Genomic DNA, 16,737 nt, shown 5'->3' on the forward strand with positions numbered 1-16,737 from the left:
TGTGAACCGCCCTCTCATCTCAGGAACTCAATCGCTTAACCGGCGCGTTCTGCTGACGATCCCAGATCACCGTCAGTAACCGCTGCAGGGCGATAAAGGCAAACAGCAGAATCCCGATGGCGATTTTGGTCCACCAGGAACTCAGCGTGCCGTCGAAATTTATCCATGTCTGAATCAGCCCCTGAATCAACACACCAAACAGCGTGCCTAACACCGTGCCGACACCGCCTGACAACAGCGTGCCGCCAATCACTACCGACGCGATCGCATCCAGCTCTACCCCCAGCCCGGCCAGCGCATAGCCTGCTGAGGTATAGATTGAAAACACAATCCCGGCCAGCGTGGCCAGCGTGGTGGAAAGCATATAGATCTTAATGGTGGTGGCGCGCGTCGACACCCCCATCAGCTGCGCCGATGTCAGATTGCCGCCGATGGCGTAAACCCGATTACCAAAGCGGGTGCGGTGCGCCAGAATAATCCCGCCCACCACCACCAGCAGCATAATCACCGCCAGCAGACTCAGCCGCCCGCCGCCCGGTATTTTCCACGCCAGACCCGACAGCGTCGTATAAAACGGATGATCGATGGGAATCGAATTCTCGGACACCAGATAGCTGCATCCGCGCAGGAAAAACATCCCTGCTAACGTAATAATAAAAGCCGGGATCTTCAGCGCATCGATCAGCCAGCCCATCATGGCACCAAACAGCGCCCCCAGCGCCAGAATCAGCGCAAACGCCAGCAGCGGATTGAGATAAAAATCGCCAATTGCGCGCGCCAGAAATACGCCGGTAAAGGCGATCACTGCGCCGACCGACAGATCGATACCCCCCGATAAAATCACGAAGGTCATTCCCACCGCGATAATGCCCAGAAACGCATTGTCGGTCAGAATGTTGCAAATCACCCGGGTTGAGGCAAAGCCCGGAAACTGCGTCAGGCAAAACAGGTAACCCGCCACAAACACCAGCAAGGTGATCATCAGCGGAAGATGACGTTTGATCATGTCGGCCGTCTCCGTTTCAACATCGCAATAAATCGCGGTGACTGCAGCAACAGCACGCACATCACCACCACCGCTTTCACCACCTGGTTCAGCTCAGGCGGGAAACCGGAGAGCAGAATCCCGGTATTCATCGACTGAATGATCAGCGCCCCAATCAGCGACAGCACCAGATTAAAGCGACCGCCCATCAGCGAGGCTCCGCCGATCACCACGGCCAGAATCGCATCCAGCTCCAGCCATAAACCGGCGTTGTTCGCATCCGCTCCGCGAATATCGGCCGCCACAATCAGCCCCGCCACGGCGGCACAGACACCGCTGATCGCGTAGGTCGACATCACCACCAGCCAGCCTGTCACCCCGGCATTGCGGGCCGCGCGCAGGTTGATCCCGACCGCTTCGATGAACAGACCCAGCGCGGTCTTGCGCGTCAGTAGCCACACCGCCAGCGCCACCACCAGCGTAATCCAGACCGGCACCGGCAACATCCACAGTGCGCCGTTGCCAAACCAGCCCAGACTGTCGCTGTCGAAGGTCACAATCTGCCCCTGGGTAATCAACTGGGCGATACCCCGTCCGGCCACCATCAGGATCAGCGTGGCGACAAACGGCTGGATGCGCAGCAACGCCACGAGCACCCCGTTCCACACGCCGCAGGCCAGCCCGGTTCCCAATGTGGCAAGGATGATAAACGGCACCCCGTGACCGGCTACGGTCAGCGTCGCGGCGGTTGCGCCGGCTATCGCCATCACCGCACCCACGGAAAGATCGATGCCGCCGGTTGCGATCACCAGCGTCATACCAATCGCCAGCAAGGCGACGGGCGCCGCGCGGTTCAGGATATCGATCGGGCTGCCGAACAGACGACCCTCCTGCAGATGCACGGCAAAAAAGTTATTCGCCACCAGACTATCAATCAACAGCACCAGCAGCAGCGCCGCAATCTGCGGCATCCCCTGCGGCAGCTTCAGCTTGCGACGCGGCGTTTTTTCAGAAGTCATAGGAGACTCAAGCATGTTTTACTCCTCCGTCAGCGATGGCATTGACAATCGACGCGACCGAAAGCTGCTCCAGGGGGATTTCTGCCACCTGCTTCAGATCGCGCATGATCAACACCCGATCGGCATAGCCCACCAGCTCTTCGAGTTCAGAGGAGATCACCAGCAGCGCCAGACCGTCGGCGCACAGGGATTCGATTAAACGGATAATCTCGGCGTGCGCGCCCACATCAATGCCGCGCGTCGGCTCGTCGAGGATCAAAAACTGCGGTTTCGTCACCAGCCAGCGCGACAGCAGCACCTTCTGCTGGTTGCCGCCCGATAACAGCTCTACCGGCTGCTCCGCGTGCGGTGTGCGGATGCCCAGACTTTTAATGAAACGATCAGCAATCGCCTGCTGCTCGCGCTTTTTAATCGGGCGTAGCCAGCCACGCTGCGCCTGCAACGCCAGGATAATGTTTTCGCGAACCGAGGCCGCGCCAATAATCCCGTCGGTCTTCCGATCCTCCGGGCAAAAACCCATTCCCAGCTGTGAGGCTCTGGCCGGGTTGGTAATGCGCTGCACCTTACCTTTGATCTTCGCCGTGCCGCGATCGGCGCGCCGGATGCCAAACAGCACTTCAGCGGTTTCGGTGCGTCCGGATCCTAACAGCCCCGCCAGCCCGACCACTTCGCCAGGGCGGACCGCCAGGTTAAAGGGTTCAATGGTGCCTTTTCTGCCGTAATCTTCAAACGAGACGACCGGCTGATTGCTGCGCAGCGTACTGCCCTGCCGTTGCAGCGCCGTCTCCAGCAGTTCGCGTCCCAGCATCAGCTTGATCAGCTCAATCTGCGGCAGCGTGGCGGTGTCGCGGGTGGCAATAAACTGCCCGTTGCGCAGCACGGTAATCCGATCGGTAATGCGGTACACCTGGTCCAGAAAGTGGGTAACAAAAATCAGGCTCATCCCGCGGGCTTTCAGCTGCGCCATCAGGGTAAAAAGCATCTCCACCTCGCTGGCGTCCAGGCTGGCCGTTGGCTCATCCAGGATCAGCACCTGCGCCGAGAGATCGACCGCCCGACAGATCGCGATAATCTGCTGCATCGCCACCGAATAGTGGCCCAGCGGACGGGTGACATCGAGCGAAAAACCGTAATTGCGCATCAGCGCATCGGCATCACGCACCATCCGGCGGCGATCGATCATACCGAAACGCCGGGGTTCGCGGCCAATATAGAGATTATCCGCCACCGACATGTTCGGCAGCATATTCACTTCCTGATAGACGGTGCCAATGCCCATCTCCTGCGCCTGCGCGGTGTTGTGCGGCGTAATCGCCTCGCCATTCAGGACGATGGTGCCGGCATCCCGGCTGTAGACGCCGGTCAGCACTTTGATCAGGGTCGATTTACCGGCACCGTTCTCACCCAGCAGCGCCATGATCTCCCCTTTGCGGATATCAAAGGAGACGTTGTTCAGTGCTTTGACGCCGGGAAACCCTTTGCTGACGCCGCTGATGGACAGCAGCGGTGCTTCATTTTGCGTGGTCATTCTGCTCACTCCGCCTGGTCATAAAAAACCGCCCCACAGGGCGGTCTGCGGCTGGTCTGCGGATCAGTAGCCCATGCCTTTTTTCCTCTCCAGCTCCTTCTCAGCGTCAGCAGGCAGGAAAAGTTTCGACTCGGTCTTGATCACTTTTGGCGGCAGCGTGCCATCTTTTTTGAATTTCTCCAGCGCATCAAACGCCGGGCCAGCCATGTTCGGCGTCAGCTCCACGTTGGCATTTGCCTCACCCGCCAGCATCGCTTTGTAGATATCCGGCACCCCGTCAATCGAGCCGGTCAGGATATCTTTGCCCGGTTTCAGACCCGCCTCTTTAATGGCCTGAATGGCACCGATCGCCATATCATCGTTGTGCGCATAGACCATGCAGATATTCTTGCCGTTGTTCTCCGCCTTGATGAAGCTCTCCATCACCTCTTTACCTTTACTGCGGGTAAAGTCACCGGACTGAGAACGGATCACTTTAATGTTTGGATGGTTGCTGATCGCTTCAGCAAAGCCTTTTTTGCGATCGATCGCGACGCTGGCCCCGACGGTGCCCTGCAGCTCCACCACGTTACACTGCTTGTCGCCGACGGTTTTCACCAGCCAGTCACCGATCAGCTTGCCCTCCAGCACGTTATCCGCCGTAACCACCGCCTGATAAAGCGACTTGTCTTTCACAACGATGGCCCGGTCCAGCAGATAGACCGGAATTTTGGCGTCTTTGGCTTCTTCCAGCACCGGTTCCCAGCCCGTCTGCACCACTGGCGCGATGAAGATGGCATCCACGCCCTGCGCGATGAATGAACGTACGGCCTTGATCTGATTCTCCTGCTTCTGCTGTCCGTCGGCGATTTTCAGGGTGATGCCGCGTTTTTTCGCTTCGCTTTTCGCCACATTGGTTTCCGCCGAGCGCCAGCCAGATTCTGAACCGACCTGCGAGAAGCCGACCGTCATGTCTGCCGCGAGCACCGGGCCGGTTAATGCGGCGCTGACCAGCGTGGTCAGAAGTAAACGTTTCCACATAGTTTTCATTCCTCTGAAGGGCGTTTGCTGTTTAGGGTAGAGAGCACGCTTAGCCTGGACTAAAAAAGGGTGCATAATGGCGACGCGCCTCACAAAACAGAGCAATTTAAAGGAGTTACGTGTAACGAGAGGGGGTTACTGGCCGTGGCGTTATGGAGAGAACTGCTGAGAAATAAAAACTTTGCGGTTAAATAATTGTAATAAACAGAATCGCTTATGTGTAATGGCGCTGGAAACGATTACAGCCAGGCGTACAAAACGGGTTATGACGCTGAGCCGCAACAAAAAACAGGTTTTGTGACTGCCCGCACAGTCGCCTGCTGACACCGTCCGGGAGCGAAACGTTTCTCTGACGGCAGCGAAGAGATTCAGGATAATGCTGGAGTAAAAAACCACGAAAAAAAGCCACTGACAGGGGATTCGCGCCGGGAGCGCAAAAACCGGCTTTTATCGTGGCAGGCAAAGCGGTTTTTTGCCGCTTCTGCCGTTGAGGATGAAACATTCACGCGCAGCCAGAGACGGGATAATGGCTCAGGACAGTGGTAAAAAAATAAAACTACGAATTTTCATTACGTTTACGGTGCGTTAGTCTGATTTTCACCTTTTCTTACCTGCCCGATCTGGACAGGCAAGGCCCGCCCCCTATACTGAGCACTCCTTTGTTACTTCTATCTGTTATGGCAATGATGACTGCGCACGATTACCTGCTTAAATTCCGCAAAGTAAATAATTCAGACAGTCTGGAAAAGCTTTTCGACCACCTCAACTACTCACTGACGAATGATATCGAGATCATCAACATGTATCGGGCTGCCGACCATCGGCGTGCTGAGCTGGTCTCCGGCGGACGCCTGTACGATCTCGGCTGTGTCCCGAAAACAGTGTGGCGTTACGTGGTCTGACTTTCTGCTGTTAACCGCTCTTTTACCCCCTGACCTGTCCGGATGGGCGAGCCCTTCCGGACATGTTATCCTGCTGCGCTTCGACTCTCCGAGACAGGAATAACTCCCGATGAATGAACAGGTTGCTGCGCCACGTATTGGCGGCTGGCTTTTGCTGCCGCTGGCCTGGCTGATAATGACTCTGTTAACCACCGTTCTGGTGCTGGCGATGTATCTCACCCCGCTGTTCAATGCTGAATGGCGTGTGGCGCTGTTTTCGCACGGCAGCACGCTCTTCTCCTACTGGGCCATTTCCCTGCTCACGGCCGTAGCGGTCTGGGCCTACAGCCTCTGGATCAGCTGGCTGTTCTTCAAGCGATCGCATCGCCTGCCACGTCACTACCTGCTCTGGCTGCTGATTACGGTGCTGTTAGCGCTGAAAACCTTTGCGTTCACGCCGGTTGCCGACAGCCGTGCGCTGCAGACGCTGCTGTTGTCGCTGCTGGCCGCGGCGGTTTTCGCGCCCTATTTCAAACGTTCAAAACGGGTGAAAGCGACCTTCATTGCGCCGTAACGCTGTGAGTTATGTCAGGAATTTAATTCTGAGTGCGGTCTGCCGCTCTGCCGATGGCGCGGGTGTTGAGATACGCCGCGCTATCAATGATAATAAGCCGCTTTCTGGCTCCCAGGCGAAAAAATGACCGATTATCTGCTTCTCTTTGTTGGCACCGTGCTGGTGAATAACTTCGTTTTAGTGAAGTTTCTCGGCCTCTGTCCTTTTATGGGCGTTTCCAAAAAACTGGAAACGGCGATTGGCATGGGCCTCGCCACGACTTTCGTGATCACGCTGGCCTCGATCTGCGCCTGGCTGGTCAACCATCTGATCCTTCTGCCGCTGGATCTGGTCTATCTGCGTACCATGGCCTATATCCTGGTGATCGCCGTCGTTGTGCAGTTCACCGAGATGGTGGTGCGTAAAACCAGCCCGTCGCTCTATCGTCTGCTGGGGATCTTTCTGCCGCTGATCACCACCAACTGTGCGGTGCTGGGCGTGCCCCTGCTGAGCGTCAACCTCAACCACACCTTTATGCAGGCCGCGCTCTATGGCTTCAGCGCCTCTATCGGCTTCTCGCTGGTCATGGTGCTGTTCGCCGGTATGCGTGAGCGTCTGGTGCTGGCCAATGTTCCCGCCCCGTTTAAAGGTAACTCCATTGCCCTGATTACCGCGGGCCTGATGGCACTGGCCTTTATGGGCTTCAGCGGGCTGGTGAAATTCTGATGACCGCGATCTGGATTGCTATTGCTGTACTGAGTGCGCTGAGCCTGGTGTTCGGCGGCCTGCTGGGTTACGCCTCGCGCCGCTTTGAGGTGGAAGAAGATCCCATTGTTGAGCAGATAGATGCCGTTCTGCCGCAGAGCCAGTGTGGCCAGTGCGGCTATCCTGGCTGCCGTCCCTATGCCGATGCGGTCGGTAACAACGGTGAAGCGATCAACAAGTGCGCGCCGGGCGGTGAGCAGACCATGCTCAAGCTGGCGGCCCTGCTTAACGTTGAACCGCAGCCCATCGATGGCGACGAAACGGCGAAAGAGCCGGTGCGCACCGTGGCCTTTATTGATGAAGCCAACTGTATTGGCTGCACCAAATGTATTCAGGCCTGTCCGGTGGATGCGATTGTCGGGGCCACCCGCGCCATGCACACCGTGCTGAGCGATGTCTGCACCGGCTGCGATCTCTGTGTCGCCCCCTGCCCGACTGACTGCATCGAAATGCGTCCGGTTGCCACCACGCCAGCTAACTGGAAGTGGGATTTGAATACCATTCCTGTACGGGTGATCCCGGTAGAAACTCATGCTTAATCTGTTTAACTTCCTGAAAAAAGAGAAGGTCTGGGATTTTCAGGGCGGCATTCATCCGCCCGAAATGAAAACCCAGTCCAACGGCACGCCGCTGAGCGAACTGCCCCTGCCGGACCGTTTCGTTATTCCGTTAAAACAGCATATCGGCCATGAAGGCGAGATCTGCGTGGCGCCTGGCGATAAAGTGCTGCGCGGTCAGCCGCTGACGTTTGGAACCGGCCGTATGCTGCCGGTTCATGCGCCCACCTCCGGGGTGATTGATGCGATTGGCCAGCACATGACCGCGCATCCTTCCGGTCTGTCCGAACTCTGCATCTTTATGACGCCCGATGGCGAAGATCGCTGGGTGCCGCTCGATCCCCTGCCTGACTATCGCCAGCATCCGCGCGCCGATATTGTGCAGCGCATTCACGATGCGGGTGTGGCGGGCCTGGGTGGCGCGGGCTTCCCGACCGCCACGAAACTGAAAGGCGGCCTGCGCGGGGTAAAAACCCTGATTATCAATGCGGCAGAGTGCGAGCCTTACATCACCGCGGACGATCGCCTGATGCAGGATTATGCCGCCGAGGTGCTGGAAGGCAGCCGCATTCTCGGCTGGGTGCTGCAGGCTGAGCGGGTGCTGATCGGCATCGAAGATAATAAACCCGAAGCGATTGCCGCGCTCAGACAGGCGCTGGGCAGTGAGCGAGATCTGCAAATCCGGGTGATCCCGACCAAATACCCCTCGGGCGGTGCCAAGCAGCTGACCCGCATCCTGACCGGCAAGGAAGTGCCACACGGCGGACGCTCAACCGATATCGGCGTGCTGATGCAGAATGTCGGCACCGCGTGGGCGGTGAAGCGCGCCATTATCAACGGCGAACCGATTACCGAACGCGTGGTCACCCTGACCGGTGAGGCGATTACTCAGCCGCGTAACGTCTGGAGCCGACTGGGTACGCCCATCAGTCATCTGCTGCATCAGGTGGGATTCACCCCTGCGCCGCGCCAGATGGTGATCATGGGCGGTCCGCTGATGGGCTTCACCCTGCCGTCGCTGGATGTGCCGGTGGTGAAGATTACTAACTGTATTCTGGCGCCTTCTGCCAGTGAGATGGGCAACAACGACGAAGAGCAGTCCTGCATTCGCTGTTCAGCCTGCGCCGATGCCTGTCCGGCGAAGCTGCTGCCACAGCAGCTCTACTGGTTCAGCCAGGGCGGCGATCATGATAAAGCGCGCGCTCACCATATCGATGACTGCATTGAGTGCGGTGCCTGCGCCTATGTCTGCCCGAGTAACATCCCGCTGGTGCAATATTACCGGCAGGAAAAAGCGGAACTGCGCGCCATCGATCTGGAAGCCAAACGCACGCTGGAAGCGAAAGCGCGCTTTGAAGCGCGTCAGGCGCGACTGGAGCGTGAAAAGCAGGCCCGCGAAGCACGCCACGAAGAGGCGAAGCAGCGGGTGGCTCGTACGGATAACGGCGAACTGGCCGCCGCAAAAGCGCGGGTGAACGCGCGTCAGGCTGCCCAGCCGGATGAAGCGACGCTTGAGGCGCAGCGTGAAGCCCGCCACGCGCAGGCACGTCTGCGTCAGGCTGAGGCGCAGGCTGAAACCCAGCCGGTCACGCGTCAGACCACCGATCCGCGTAAAGCGGCGGTGGAAGCGGCGATTGCCCGCGCCAGAGCGAAGAAAGCGGCACAGCCGGAGGCTGAAACAACGCAACCATCTGCTGAAGCCACGCCAGATGCACCGGCCGAAACCGACCCGCGCAAGGCCGCCGTACAGGCTGACATTGCCCGCGCCAAAGCGAAGAAAGCCGCGCAGGCGGACAATGCGGAAGCGTCCACGCAGGCTGTCACCGACAGCGCCGCAGACGCACCGGCCGAAACCGACCCGCGCAAGGCCGCCGTACAGGCTGCCATTGCCCGCGCCAAAGCGAAGAAAGCCGCGCAGGCGGACAATGCGGAAGCGTCCACGCAGGCTGTCACCGACAGCGCCGCAGACGCACCGGCTGAAACCGATCCGCGCAAGGCCGCCGTGCAGGCCGCCATCGCCCGCGCCAAAGCGAAGAAAGCCGCGCAGGCGGACAATGCGGAAGCGTCCACGCAGGCTGTCACCGACAGCGCCGCAGATGCACCGGCTGAAACCGACCCGCGCAAGGCCGCCGTGCAGGCCGCCATCGCCCGCGCCAAAGCGAAGAAAGCCGCGCAGGCGGACAATGCGGAAGCGTCCACGCAGGCTGTCACTGACAGCGCCGCAGACGCACCGGCTGAAACCGATCCGCGTAAGGCCGCCGTGCAGGCCGCCATTGCCCGCGCCAAAGCGAAGAAAGCCGCGCAGGCGCAGCACGCTGAACCCGCTACGCCCGCCACCGACAGCGCCCCTGAGCCCTCACAGGCGGAACAGGAGGCGGACGCCGCGTCACGCGACGCCGCCGCGCTGGCGACCGCCGCGCATTTTGCGGTGGAGAAAGCGGAGCAGGCTCAGGAGCAGGCAAACAATGCGAATGCCGAACCTGAACAGGCACCTGAACTGAATCAACCTGATGATGCGCGCAAAGCCGCTATTGCTGCCGCCATCGCCCGTGCCAAAGCGCGTAAAGCGCAGTCGTCTACGACGCTTGAGGATTAAATGGCTTTTCGTATCGCAAGTTCTCCTTACACCCACAATCGCCGCAGCACCGGCAATATCATGCTGCTGGTGGTGCTGGCTGCGCTGCCCGGTTTTGCCGCACAGTGTTATTTCTTTGGCTACGGCACCCTGTTACAGGTTTTACTGGCGACGCTCACCGCCTGGCTGACCGAAGCGGCGATTCTGCGGCTGCGCAAAGCGCCGGTTGCCAGCACGCTGGCAGATAACTCAGCGCTGCTGACCGCCGTGCTGATCGGCATCAGCCTGCCGCCGCTGGCGCCCTGGTGGCTGGTGGTCGTCGGTACGCTTTTTGCCGTGGTCATTGCGAAACAGCTGTATGGCGGGCTGGGTCAGAACCCCTTTAATCCGGCAATGGTTGGCTATGTGGTGCTGCTGATCTCCTTCCCGGTGCAGATGACCAGCTGGCTGCCGCCCGATACCCTTCAGGCGATAAAACCCAGCCTGCTCGACAGCCTTAGCATGGTTTTCCGCGGGCATACCCTGGCGGGCGATACCATGCAGCAGCTGCAGATGGGTGTGGATGGCATCAGCCAGGCGACCCCGCTGGATACCTTTAAAACCGGCTTACGCGCGGGTCACAGCGCTGAACACCTGCTGGCCCAGCCGATTTACAGCGGCGTGCTGGCGGGTCTCGGCTGGCAGTGGGTCAACGTCGGCTATCTGGCGGGCGGCCTGTTCCTGCTGTGGAAAAATGCTATCCGCTGGCATATTCCTGCGGCGATGCTGCTGTCGCTGGCCATCTGCGCCACGCTGGGCTGGTTCTTCTCACCGGACTCGCTCAACAGCCCGCTGATCCACCTGTTCTCCGGTGCCACCATGCTGGGCGCGTTCTTTATTGCGACCGATCCGGTAACAGCCTCAACCACTAACCGGGGCCGCCTGATCTATGGTGCACTGATTGGCCTGCTGGTCTGGCTGATCCGCAGCTTCGGCGGCTATCCCGATGGCGTCGCCTTTGCCGTGCTGCTGGCGAATATCTGCGTGCCGCTTATCGACTACTACACCCAGCCGCGCGTTTACGGCCATCAGAAGGATTAAGCGATGCTGGAGACGATTCGCAAAAATGGGGTAACGCTGGCGATGTTTGCCGCGATCACCACCGCGGCGACCGCCGTGGTGAACACCGTGACCAAACCCACGGTCGAACATCAGACGCAGTTACAGCAGAAAAACCTGCTGGATCAGGTGGTTCCGACCACGCTTTATGACAATAACATTCAGCAGGATTGTTACGTTGTCACCGATCCGGCGCTGGGTAACAGCGCGCCCCATCACCTCTATCTGGCGCGCAAAGGCGATCGGCCGGTGGCTGCCGCACTGGAGACCACCGCGCCTGACGGCTATTCTGGTGCCATACAGATGCTGGTCGGTGCCGATTTCCAGGGTAAAGTACTGGGCGTGCGGGTGATTGAACATCATGAAACGCCCGGTCTGGGCGACAAGATCGAACTGCGGATTTCTGACTGGATCAACAGCTTTAACGGCAAAGTGGTTCAGGGACCCGGCGATAAGGCCTTTGCTGTGAAAAAAGATGGCGGCGAGTTCGATCAGTTTACCGGCGCCACCATTACCCCACGCGCGGTGGTCAATGCGACCAAACGCACCGCGCTGTTAATGAAAACGCTGCCGGAGAAACTTTCTTCGTTACCGCAATGTGGAGACGCAAATGAGTGAAGCTAAAAGTCTGCTGGTTGGCGGATTGTGGAAGAACAACTCGGCGCTGGTGCAGCTGCTGGGCCTCTGTCCGCTGCTGGCGGTCACCGCAACGGCCACCAATGCGCTCGGTCTGGGGCTGGCGACCACGCTGGTGCTGACCCTGACCAACAGTTTTATTTCCGCCTCGCGCCGCTGGGTCCCTTCGGAAATCCGCATCCCGATCTACGTGATGATCATCGCTTCGGTGGTGAGCTGCGTGCAGATGCTGATTAACGCCTATGCCTATGGACTCTATCAGTCGCTGGGGATCTTTATCCCGCTGATCGTGACCAACTGCATCGTGGTGGGCCGTGCCGAAGCCGTGGCCTCTAAAAGCAGCATTCCGCTGGCGGCGCTCGATGGTTTCGCCATCGGCATGGGCGCGACCTGCGCCATGGTGGTGCTGGGCTCGCTGCGCGAAATTATCGGCAGCGGCACCCTGTTCAACGGCGCCGATCAGCTGCTGGGGCCGTGGGCAAAATCGCTGCGCATTGAAGTGGTCCATTTTGATTCGCCGATGCTGCTGGCCATGCTGCCGCCTGGCGCGTTTATTGGCCTCGGCATGATGCTGGCGGGCAAATACCTGATCGATCAGAAGATGAAGCAGCGCGCGGCACTGCGTGCTGAAGCCGCGGCCAGCACCGCACCGCAGGGCTCAGCCGGGAAAGCCGTGTGAATCAGACGAAACGCACCGAGATCCTTCGGCGTCTGCAGGAACATAATCCGCATCCGACCACCGAGCTTCACTTCAGCTCGCCGTTTGAACTGCTGATTGCGGTCCTGCTTTCCGCGCAGGCGACCGATGTCAGCGTCAATAAAGCCACCGCGAAACTCTATCCGGTGGCCAACACCCCTGCCGCCATGCTGGCGCTGGGAGTGGATGGCGTGAAGTCCTACATCAAAACTATCGGCCTGTTTAACAGCAAAGCGGAAAACGTCATCAAGACCTGCCGCATTCTGCTGGAACAGCACAACGGCGAGGTGCCGGAAGATCGCGCGGCGCTGGAAGCGCTGCCGGGCGTCGGCCGCAAAACCGCCAACGTGGTGCTCAACACCGCCTTTGGCTGGCCAACCATCGCTGTCGACACGCATATCTTTCGCGTCAGCAACCGCACCCGGTTTGCTCCCGGTAAAAACGTGGAAGAGGTCGAACAGAAGCTGCTGAAAGTGGTTCCGGCGGCGTATAAGGTCGATTGTCATCACTGGCTGATTCTGCACGGCCGCTACACCTGCGTGGCGCGCAAACCGCGCTGTGGCTCCTGCCTGATTGAGGATCTCTGCGAGTATCCTGAAAAAACGGACTGACCCGCTGCGGCGGGTTTTTTTTATCGTCTGATTGCCCTCTGCGTCTCTCTCTGCCACCGCCCTCCCTGCCGTTCTGAATAACGTCACAGTTTGTCGGGTTGTTACCTCGCTGTTGATGATGGAAAATCGCCGCCCCTGACGATAAGAAAATGTTATGACCCGGTGAGTAAAGCAACGAATGAACGGCCTCCTGCTGCGAGGCATCCTCTGCGCCAGTTCCTGGCGCGACTCTGGCCGCACCCGCTGGCGGTCACGCAAAAGCATATCCTGTTCGCTGCGCTGGGCGCCGGCTGCGGATTGATGCTGACCAGCCTGCTGAGCCACTGGATGCTGGGTGAGCTGAACCTCTGGTTTGTCGCGCCGGTCGGCGCCTCGGCCGTGTTACTGTTTGGTGTGCCCGCCAGTCCGCTGGCGCAGCCGTGGGCCATCGTCGGCGGCAACAGCCTGTCAGCGCTGGCGGGCGTGACCGTCAGCCTGCTGATCCCCGATCCGGCAATCGCCTGCGGCGTGGCAGCCTGTGTGGCGATCCTGCTGATGTTTCAGCTGCGCTGCCTGCATCCGCCTGGCGGCGCGGTGGCGCTGACCGCCATTCTGGGCGGACCTGCGGTGCAGCAGCTGGGCTATCAGTTTGTTCTGACGCCGGTTCTGCTCAACTCCCTGACGCTGGCGCTGCTGGCGCTGCTGTTTAATAATCTGGCCGGTCGCCGCTATCCGCATCCGCTGGCTCCCGCAGAGAGTAAACCTGAGCCGGTGGCGATGCCGGTGCCGCTGACCCGCGCCGATCTGCATCAGGCGATGCAGGGCGGTGAACTGCTGGATATCGATGAAGAGGATTTGCAGGCCCTGCTGCTGCGCGCTGAACAGATCGCGCAGCGCCGCCAGCTGAATCGCTGACGGTTATCATCGCGCCCGCCCGGTTATCCGTGACGGTGTCACCTGATGATGCCTGTCAGCGCTGCGCCAGCGCGGCCTGCATCCACGCCACCACCAGCGGAGCGTCCTTCTCCTGCAGGGCGGCGCGCTCTGACTGAAACAGCGTCGCGACAAAGAAGGGATGGTCGGGCAGCTCTACGCCGCGCACCTCACCCGCCTCGTCCCAGGCGGTAATGCGCAGCGTGTTCTCGCCCAGTGCGGTACTGAATGCCGGGTTGACGCCAAAGTTGCAGTGGTAGCCTTCATCGCTGCTGAGCGCCCCATAGGCCAGGGCGATACGGGAGTTCGCTTCAAATCTTACTGTGCCGCGCTTCTCCACCAGCGAACAACTCAGTGGCGTAATCACCTGTCGCCCGCCCGTTTCCGTTTCGGCGTGACGCGCATCCTGCCAATCCAGCACATTGCGCGCGTATTCGATGACCGCATACTGAAATCCGCCGCAGGAACCGAGGAAAGGTTTGCCGCTTTCCCGCGCCCAGCGAATGGTGTCGAAGACACCCGCGTCATTATGATAAGGACTGCCCGGCACGACCCAGATAGCATCGCTCTGCGCCAGATGCGCCTCGCTAAGCTGTTCAGTGGGGATCCATTCTGCTTCCGCAGTGATATTCAGCCGACGGGCGGCACGTTCAATCGCAAGGGGAATAGCCTGATGGGCAACCGCACTGGCGCGGTAATCACCGACCAGTGATAAACGCAGGGAGGAGGACATAGCGAGTTCCTGTAAGGGGAAATTGAGAGGCTACAGGAATGTGAATATTCTGTCGAGCACGCTCAGCAATACGGGTTTTCATACCCGCCAGCCCCGCGCAATCGATTTCTTGTTTTACTTTCTGAAATAAATCGCCGTTTTGTGTTCCGGATCGTCACCCGGACGCTTTTTCATCAATGCGGCAGGCTTAACGTTTTAAATTTCGGCAGATCGCCTGGGAAATAGCCATCTTCTGCCGGTTAGTGCTGCTGAATTATCATCCGGCAAACGTTTAATCTGCATAAGGCGCCATTAGCAGTTAATATCAATTTCATCCAGTAAGCCGCCCTCATTTAGCATTTTTATACTGAAGTGATATTTCAGATCAATATTAAAATCTGCTTCATCGTTTATTGTAAGATTTTTAACCTGACATTATCAGGTTACACGGGGTGTCAGAAAACTCTTGCCCTGCTGCCCGTAATCAGCCAAATTAGTCGCCGCTCCTCCCTTCTGATAACAATTTTGCGCATGGAACACTCACATGACGCAGACTTAATTCCTGTCCCGAAACAGGATGTGACAAAACTGAGGTACAAGTGTCAACTGCAAACAAACACACTGATGAGGCTGTCAGCCTCAATGCGTTTAAACAGCCAAAGGCGTTCTACTTAATCTTTTCGATTGAGTTATGGGAGCGTTTTGGCTTCTATGGCCTGCAGGCCATTATGGCGGTTTACCTGGTGAAGCAGCTGGGATTGTCTGAATCAGACTCTATTACCCTGTTCTCTTCATTCAGTGCGCTGGTTTATGGTCTGGTCGCCATCGGCGGCTGGCTCGGTGATAAGGTGCTGGGTACTAAACGCGTCATCGTACTGGGTGTGCTGGTGCTGGCGCTGGGTTATGCGCTGGTCGCCTTCTCCGGCCACAACGTCAGTATCGTCTATCTCGGTATGGCGACCATTGCCGTGGGTAGCGGCCTGTTTAAAGCGAATCCCTCTTCGCTGCTTTCGACCTGCTATGAGAAAGATGACCCGCGTCTCGACGGTGCGTTCACCATGTTCTACATGTCGATTAACATCGGTTCGCTGTTCTCGATGATGCTGACACCGTGGTTAGCCGCAAAATATGGCTACAGCGTCGCTTTCTCCCTCTGCGTCATCGGTCTGGTCATCACCCTGTTCAACTTCCTGTTCTGCAAACGCATGGTCAAAGATTACGGTTCTAAACCGGACTTTGCGCCGCTGCAGGTCGGTAAACTGCTGATGACCCTCGTGGGCGTCGTGGTGCTGGTCGCACTGGCAAACTGGATGCTGCATCACCAGGCGATTGCACGCGTGGTGCTGGCGGTGATTGCACTGGGCATCGTGCTGGTGTTTGCCAAAGAGGCCTTTGCGCTGCAGGGCGCGGCGCGTCGTAAGATGATCGTGGCCTTCCTGCTGATGGTTGAAGCGATTCTGTTCTTCGTGCTCTACATGCAGATGCCGACCTCTCTGAACTTCTTCGCTATCCGTAACGTTGAGCACACTATCTTCGGCATTACCTTTGCCCCGGAGCAGTTCCAGGCGCTGAACCCGTTCTGGATCATGCTGGCCAGCCCGCTGCTGGCGTCGCTCTACAACAAGCTGGGCGATAAGCTGCCGATGCCGCACAAATTTGCCTTTGGTATGGTGCTCTGCTCCGCCGCGTTTCTGGTGCTGCCGCTGGGCGCGAAGTTTGCCAGCGATGCCGGTATCGTTTCTGTGAACTGGCTGATCCTGAGCTATGCGCTGCAGAGTATCGGTGAGCTGATGATCTCCGGTCTCGGCCTGGCGATGGTCGCGCAGCTGGTGCCTCAGCGGCTGATGGGCTTTATCATGGGCTCCTGGTTCCTGACCACCGCCGGTGCGGCGGTGATTGCCGGTAAAGTCGCTAACCTGATGGCTGTGCCTGAAAACGTGACCGATCCGCTGATTTCACTGGCAACCTACAGCCGTGTGTTCCAGGAGATTGGTATTACTACGGCAGTGATCGCCGTGCTGATGCTGATTACTGCGCCGCTGCTGAACCGCATGACGCAGGACTCTGAAGCAAAAGCCCGGGATGTGCAGGCCTGACAGCCACCCTGTCATCTATCAGCCGGGCTCTGCCCGGCTTTTTTATGGCTGACGTCTCCCCCTGATTATTCCCTGATCCCTGTCACTGGCAA

16 protein-coding genes are annotated in these 16,737 nt (G+C 58.6%); 11 read left to right on the top strand and 5 right to left on the bottom strand.

Annotated features, from left to right (window positions below):
• Positions 1 to 19: 19 nt before the first annotated feature.
• From yjfF to ytfQ, 4 genes are all read right to left on the bottom strand, one after another.
• Positions 20 to 1,006: a galactofuranose ABC transporter, permease protein YjfF gene (gene yjfF / locus OJ965_RS12255; RefSeq protein WP_265135985.1), complete on the bottom strand. Its 987-nt coding sequence runs from the start codon at positions 1,004 to 1,006 to the stop codon at positions 20 to 22.
• A complete protein-coding gene (gene ytfT / locus OJ965_RS12260; protein WP_009090336.1) occupies positions 1,003 to 2,019 on the bottom strand; it encodes a galactofuranose ABC transporter, ATP-binding protein YtfT in 1,017 nt (338 codons plus the stop codon). The genes yjfF and ytfT overlap by 4 nt, the downstream gene beginning before the upstream one ends.
• On the bottom strand, positions 2,012 to 3,532 hold the full coding sequence (locus OJ965_RS12265; RefSeq protein WP_009090337.1) for a sugar ABC transporter ATP-binding protein: 1,521 nt from the start codon (positions 3,530 to 3,532) through the stop codon (positions 2,012 to 2,014). The genes ytfT and OJ965_RS12265 overlap by 8 nt, the downstream gene beginning before the upstream one ends.
• A gap of 63 nt (positions 3,533 to 3,595) precedes the next feature.
• Positions 3,596 to 4,552: a galactofuranose ABC transporter, galactofuranose-binding protein YtfQ gene (gene ytfQ, locus OJ965_RS12270; RefSeq protein WP_046101772.1), complete on the bottom strand. Its 957-nt coding sequence runs from the start codon at positions 4,550 to 4,552 to the stop codon at positions 3,596 to 3,598.
• A 686-nt stretch (positions 4,553 to 5,238) separates the two neighbouring features.
• Between ytfQ and ydgT the strand changes: the two genes are divergently transcribed.
• The 10 genes from ydgT to OJ965_RS12320 all read left to right on the top strand — a co-directional run bounded on the left by ydgT (position 5,239) and on the right by OJ965_RS12320 (position 13,819).
• Positions 5,239 to 5,454 (top strand): transcription modulator YdgT, encoded by a 216-nt coding sequence (gene ydgT / locus OJ965_RS12275; protein WP_046101771.1) that lies wholly within the window; start codon positions 5,239 to 5,241, stop codon positions 5,452 to 5,454.
• Between the two features lie 109 nt (positions 5,455 to 5,563).
• Positions 5,564 to 6,007: a DUF2569 domain-containing protein gene (locus OJ965_RS12280; protein ID WP_009090340.1), complete on the top strand. Its 444-nt coding sequence runs from the start codon at positions 5,564 to 5,566 to the stop codon at positions 6,005 to 6,007.
• 123 nt (positions 6,008 to 6,130) lie between these two features.
• Positions 6,131 to 6,712 (top strand): electron transport complex subunit RsxA, encoded by a 582-nt coding sequence (rsxA, locus tag OJ965_RS12285; RefSeq protein ID WP_003853423.1) that lies wholly within the window; start codon positions 6,131 to 6,133, stop codon positions 6,710 to 6,712.
• Complete coding sequence (rsxB, locus tag OJ965_RS12290; protein ID WP_009090345.1) at positions 6,712 to 7,290, top strand: electron transport complex subunit RsxB; 579 nt, start codon at positions 6,712 to 6,714, stop codon at positions 7,288 to 7,290. Before rsxA ends, rsxB begins: the two co-directional genes overlap by 1 nt.
• A complete protein-coding gene (gene rsxC, locus OJ965_RS12295) occupies positions 7,283 to 9,904 on the top strand; it encodes an electron transport complex subunit RsxC (RefSeq protein ID WP_265136012.1) in 2,622 nt (873 codons plus the stop codon). The genes rsxB and rsxC overlap by 8 nt, the downstream gene beginning before the upstream one ends.
• Complete coding sequence (rsxD, locus tag OJ965_RS12300) at positions 9,905 to 10,963, top strand: electron transport complex subunit RsxD (RefSeq protein ID WP_265136014.1); 1,059 nt, start codon at positions 9,905 to 9,907, stop codon at positions 10,961 to 10,963.
• Positions 10,964 to 10,966: 3 nt separating this feature from the next.
• Positions 10,967 to 11,599: an electron transport complex subunit RsxG gene (rsxG, locus tag OJ965_RS12305; RefSeq protein ID WP_058956538.1), complete on the top strand. Its 633-nt coding sequence runs from the start codon at positions 10,967 to 10,969 to the stop codon at positions 11,597 to 11,599.
• A complete protein-coding gene (locus OJ965_RS12310) occupies positions 11,592 to 12,296 on the top strand; it encodes an electron transport complex subunit E (protein ID WP_265136019.1) in 705 nt (234 codons plus the stop codon). Before rsxG ends, OJ965_RS12310 begins: the two co-directional genes overlap by 8 nt.
• A complete protein-coding gene (nth, locus tag OJ965_RS12315; protein ID WP_009090357.1) occupies positions 12,293 to 12,925 on the top strand; it encodes an endonuclease III in 633 nt (210 codons plus the stop codon). Before OJ965_RS12310 ends, nth begins: the two co-directional genes overlap by 4 nt.
• Before the next feature lie 162 nt (positions 12,926 to 13,087).
• Positions 13,088 to 13,819, top strand: coding sequence for an HPP family protein (locus OJ965_RS12320; protein WP_009090358.1), 732 nt, complete (start codon positions 13,088 to 13,090; stop codon positions 13,817 to 13,819).
• A gap of 55 nt (positions 13,820 to 13,874) precedes the next feature.
• Here OJ965_RS12320 and OJ965_RS12325 read toward each other — a convergent pair whose 3' ends face one another.
• Positions 13,875 to 14,570, bottom strand: coding sequence for a CTP synthase C-terminal region-related (seleno)protein (locus OJ965_RS12325; RefSeq protein ID WP_046101764.1), 696 nt, complete (start codon positions 14,568 to 14,570; stop codon positions 13,875 to 13,877).
• Positions 14,571 to 15,148: 578 nt separating this feature from the next.
• On the opposite strand from OJ965_RS12325, the gene dtpA reads away from it, so the two are divergent.
• Positions 15,149 to 16,645, top strand: a complete 1,497-nt coding sequence (gene dtpA, locus OJ965_RS12330) for a dipeptide/tripeptide permease DtpA (RefSeq protein WP_009090360.1) — start codon at positions 15,149 to 15,151, stop codon at positions 16,643 to 16,645.
• The last annotated feature ends 92 nt before the right edge of the window (positions 16,646 to 16,737 follow it).

Source organism: Pantoea anthophila (assembly GCF_026104315.1).
GTDB lineage: Bacteria > Pseudomonadota > Gammaproteobacteria > Enterobacterales > Enterobacteriaceae > Pantoea > Pantoea anthophila.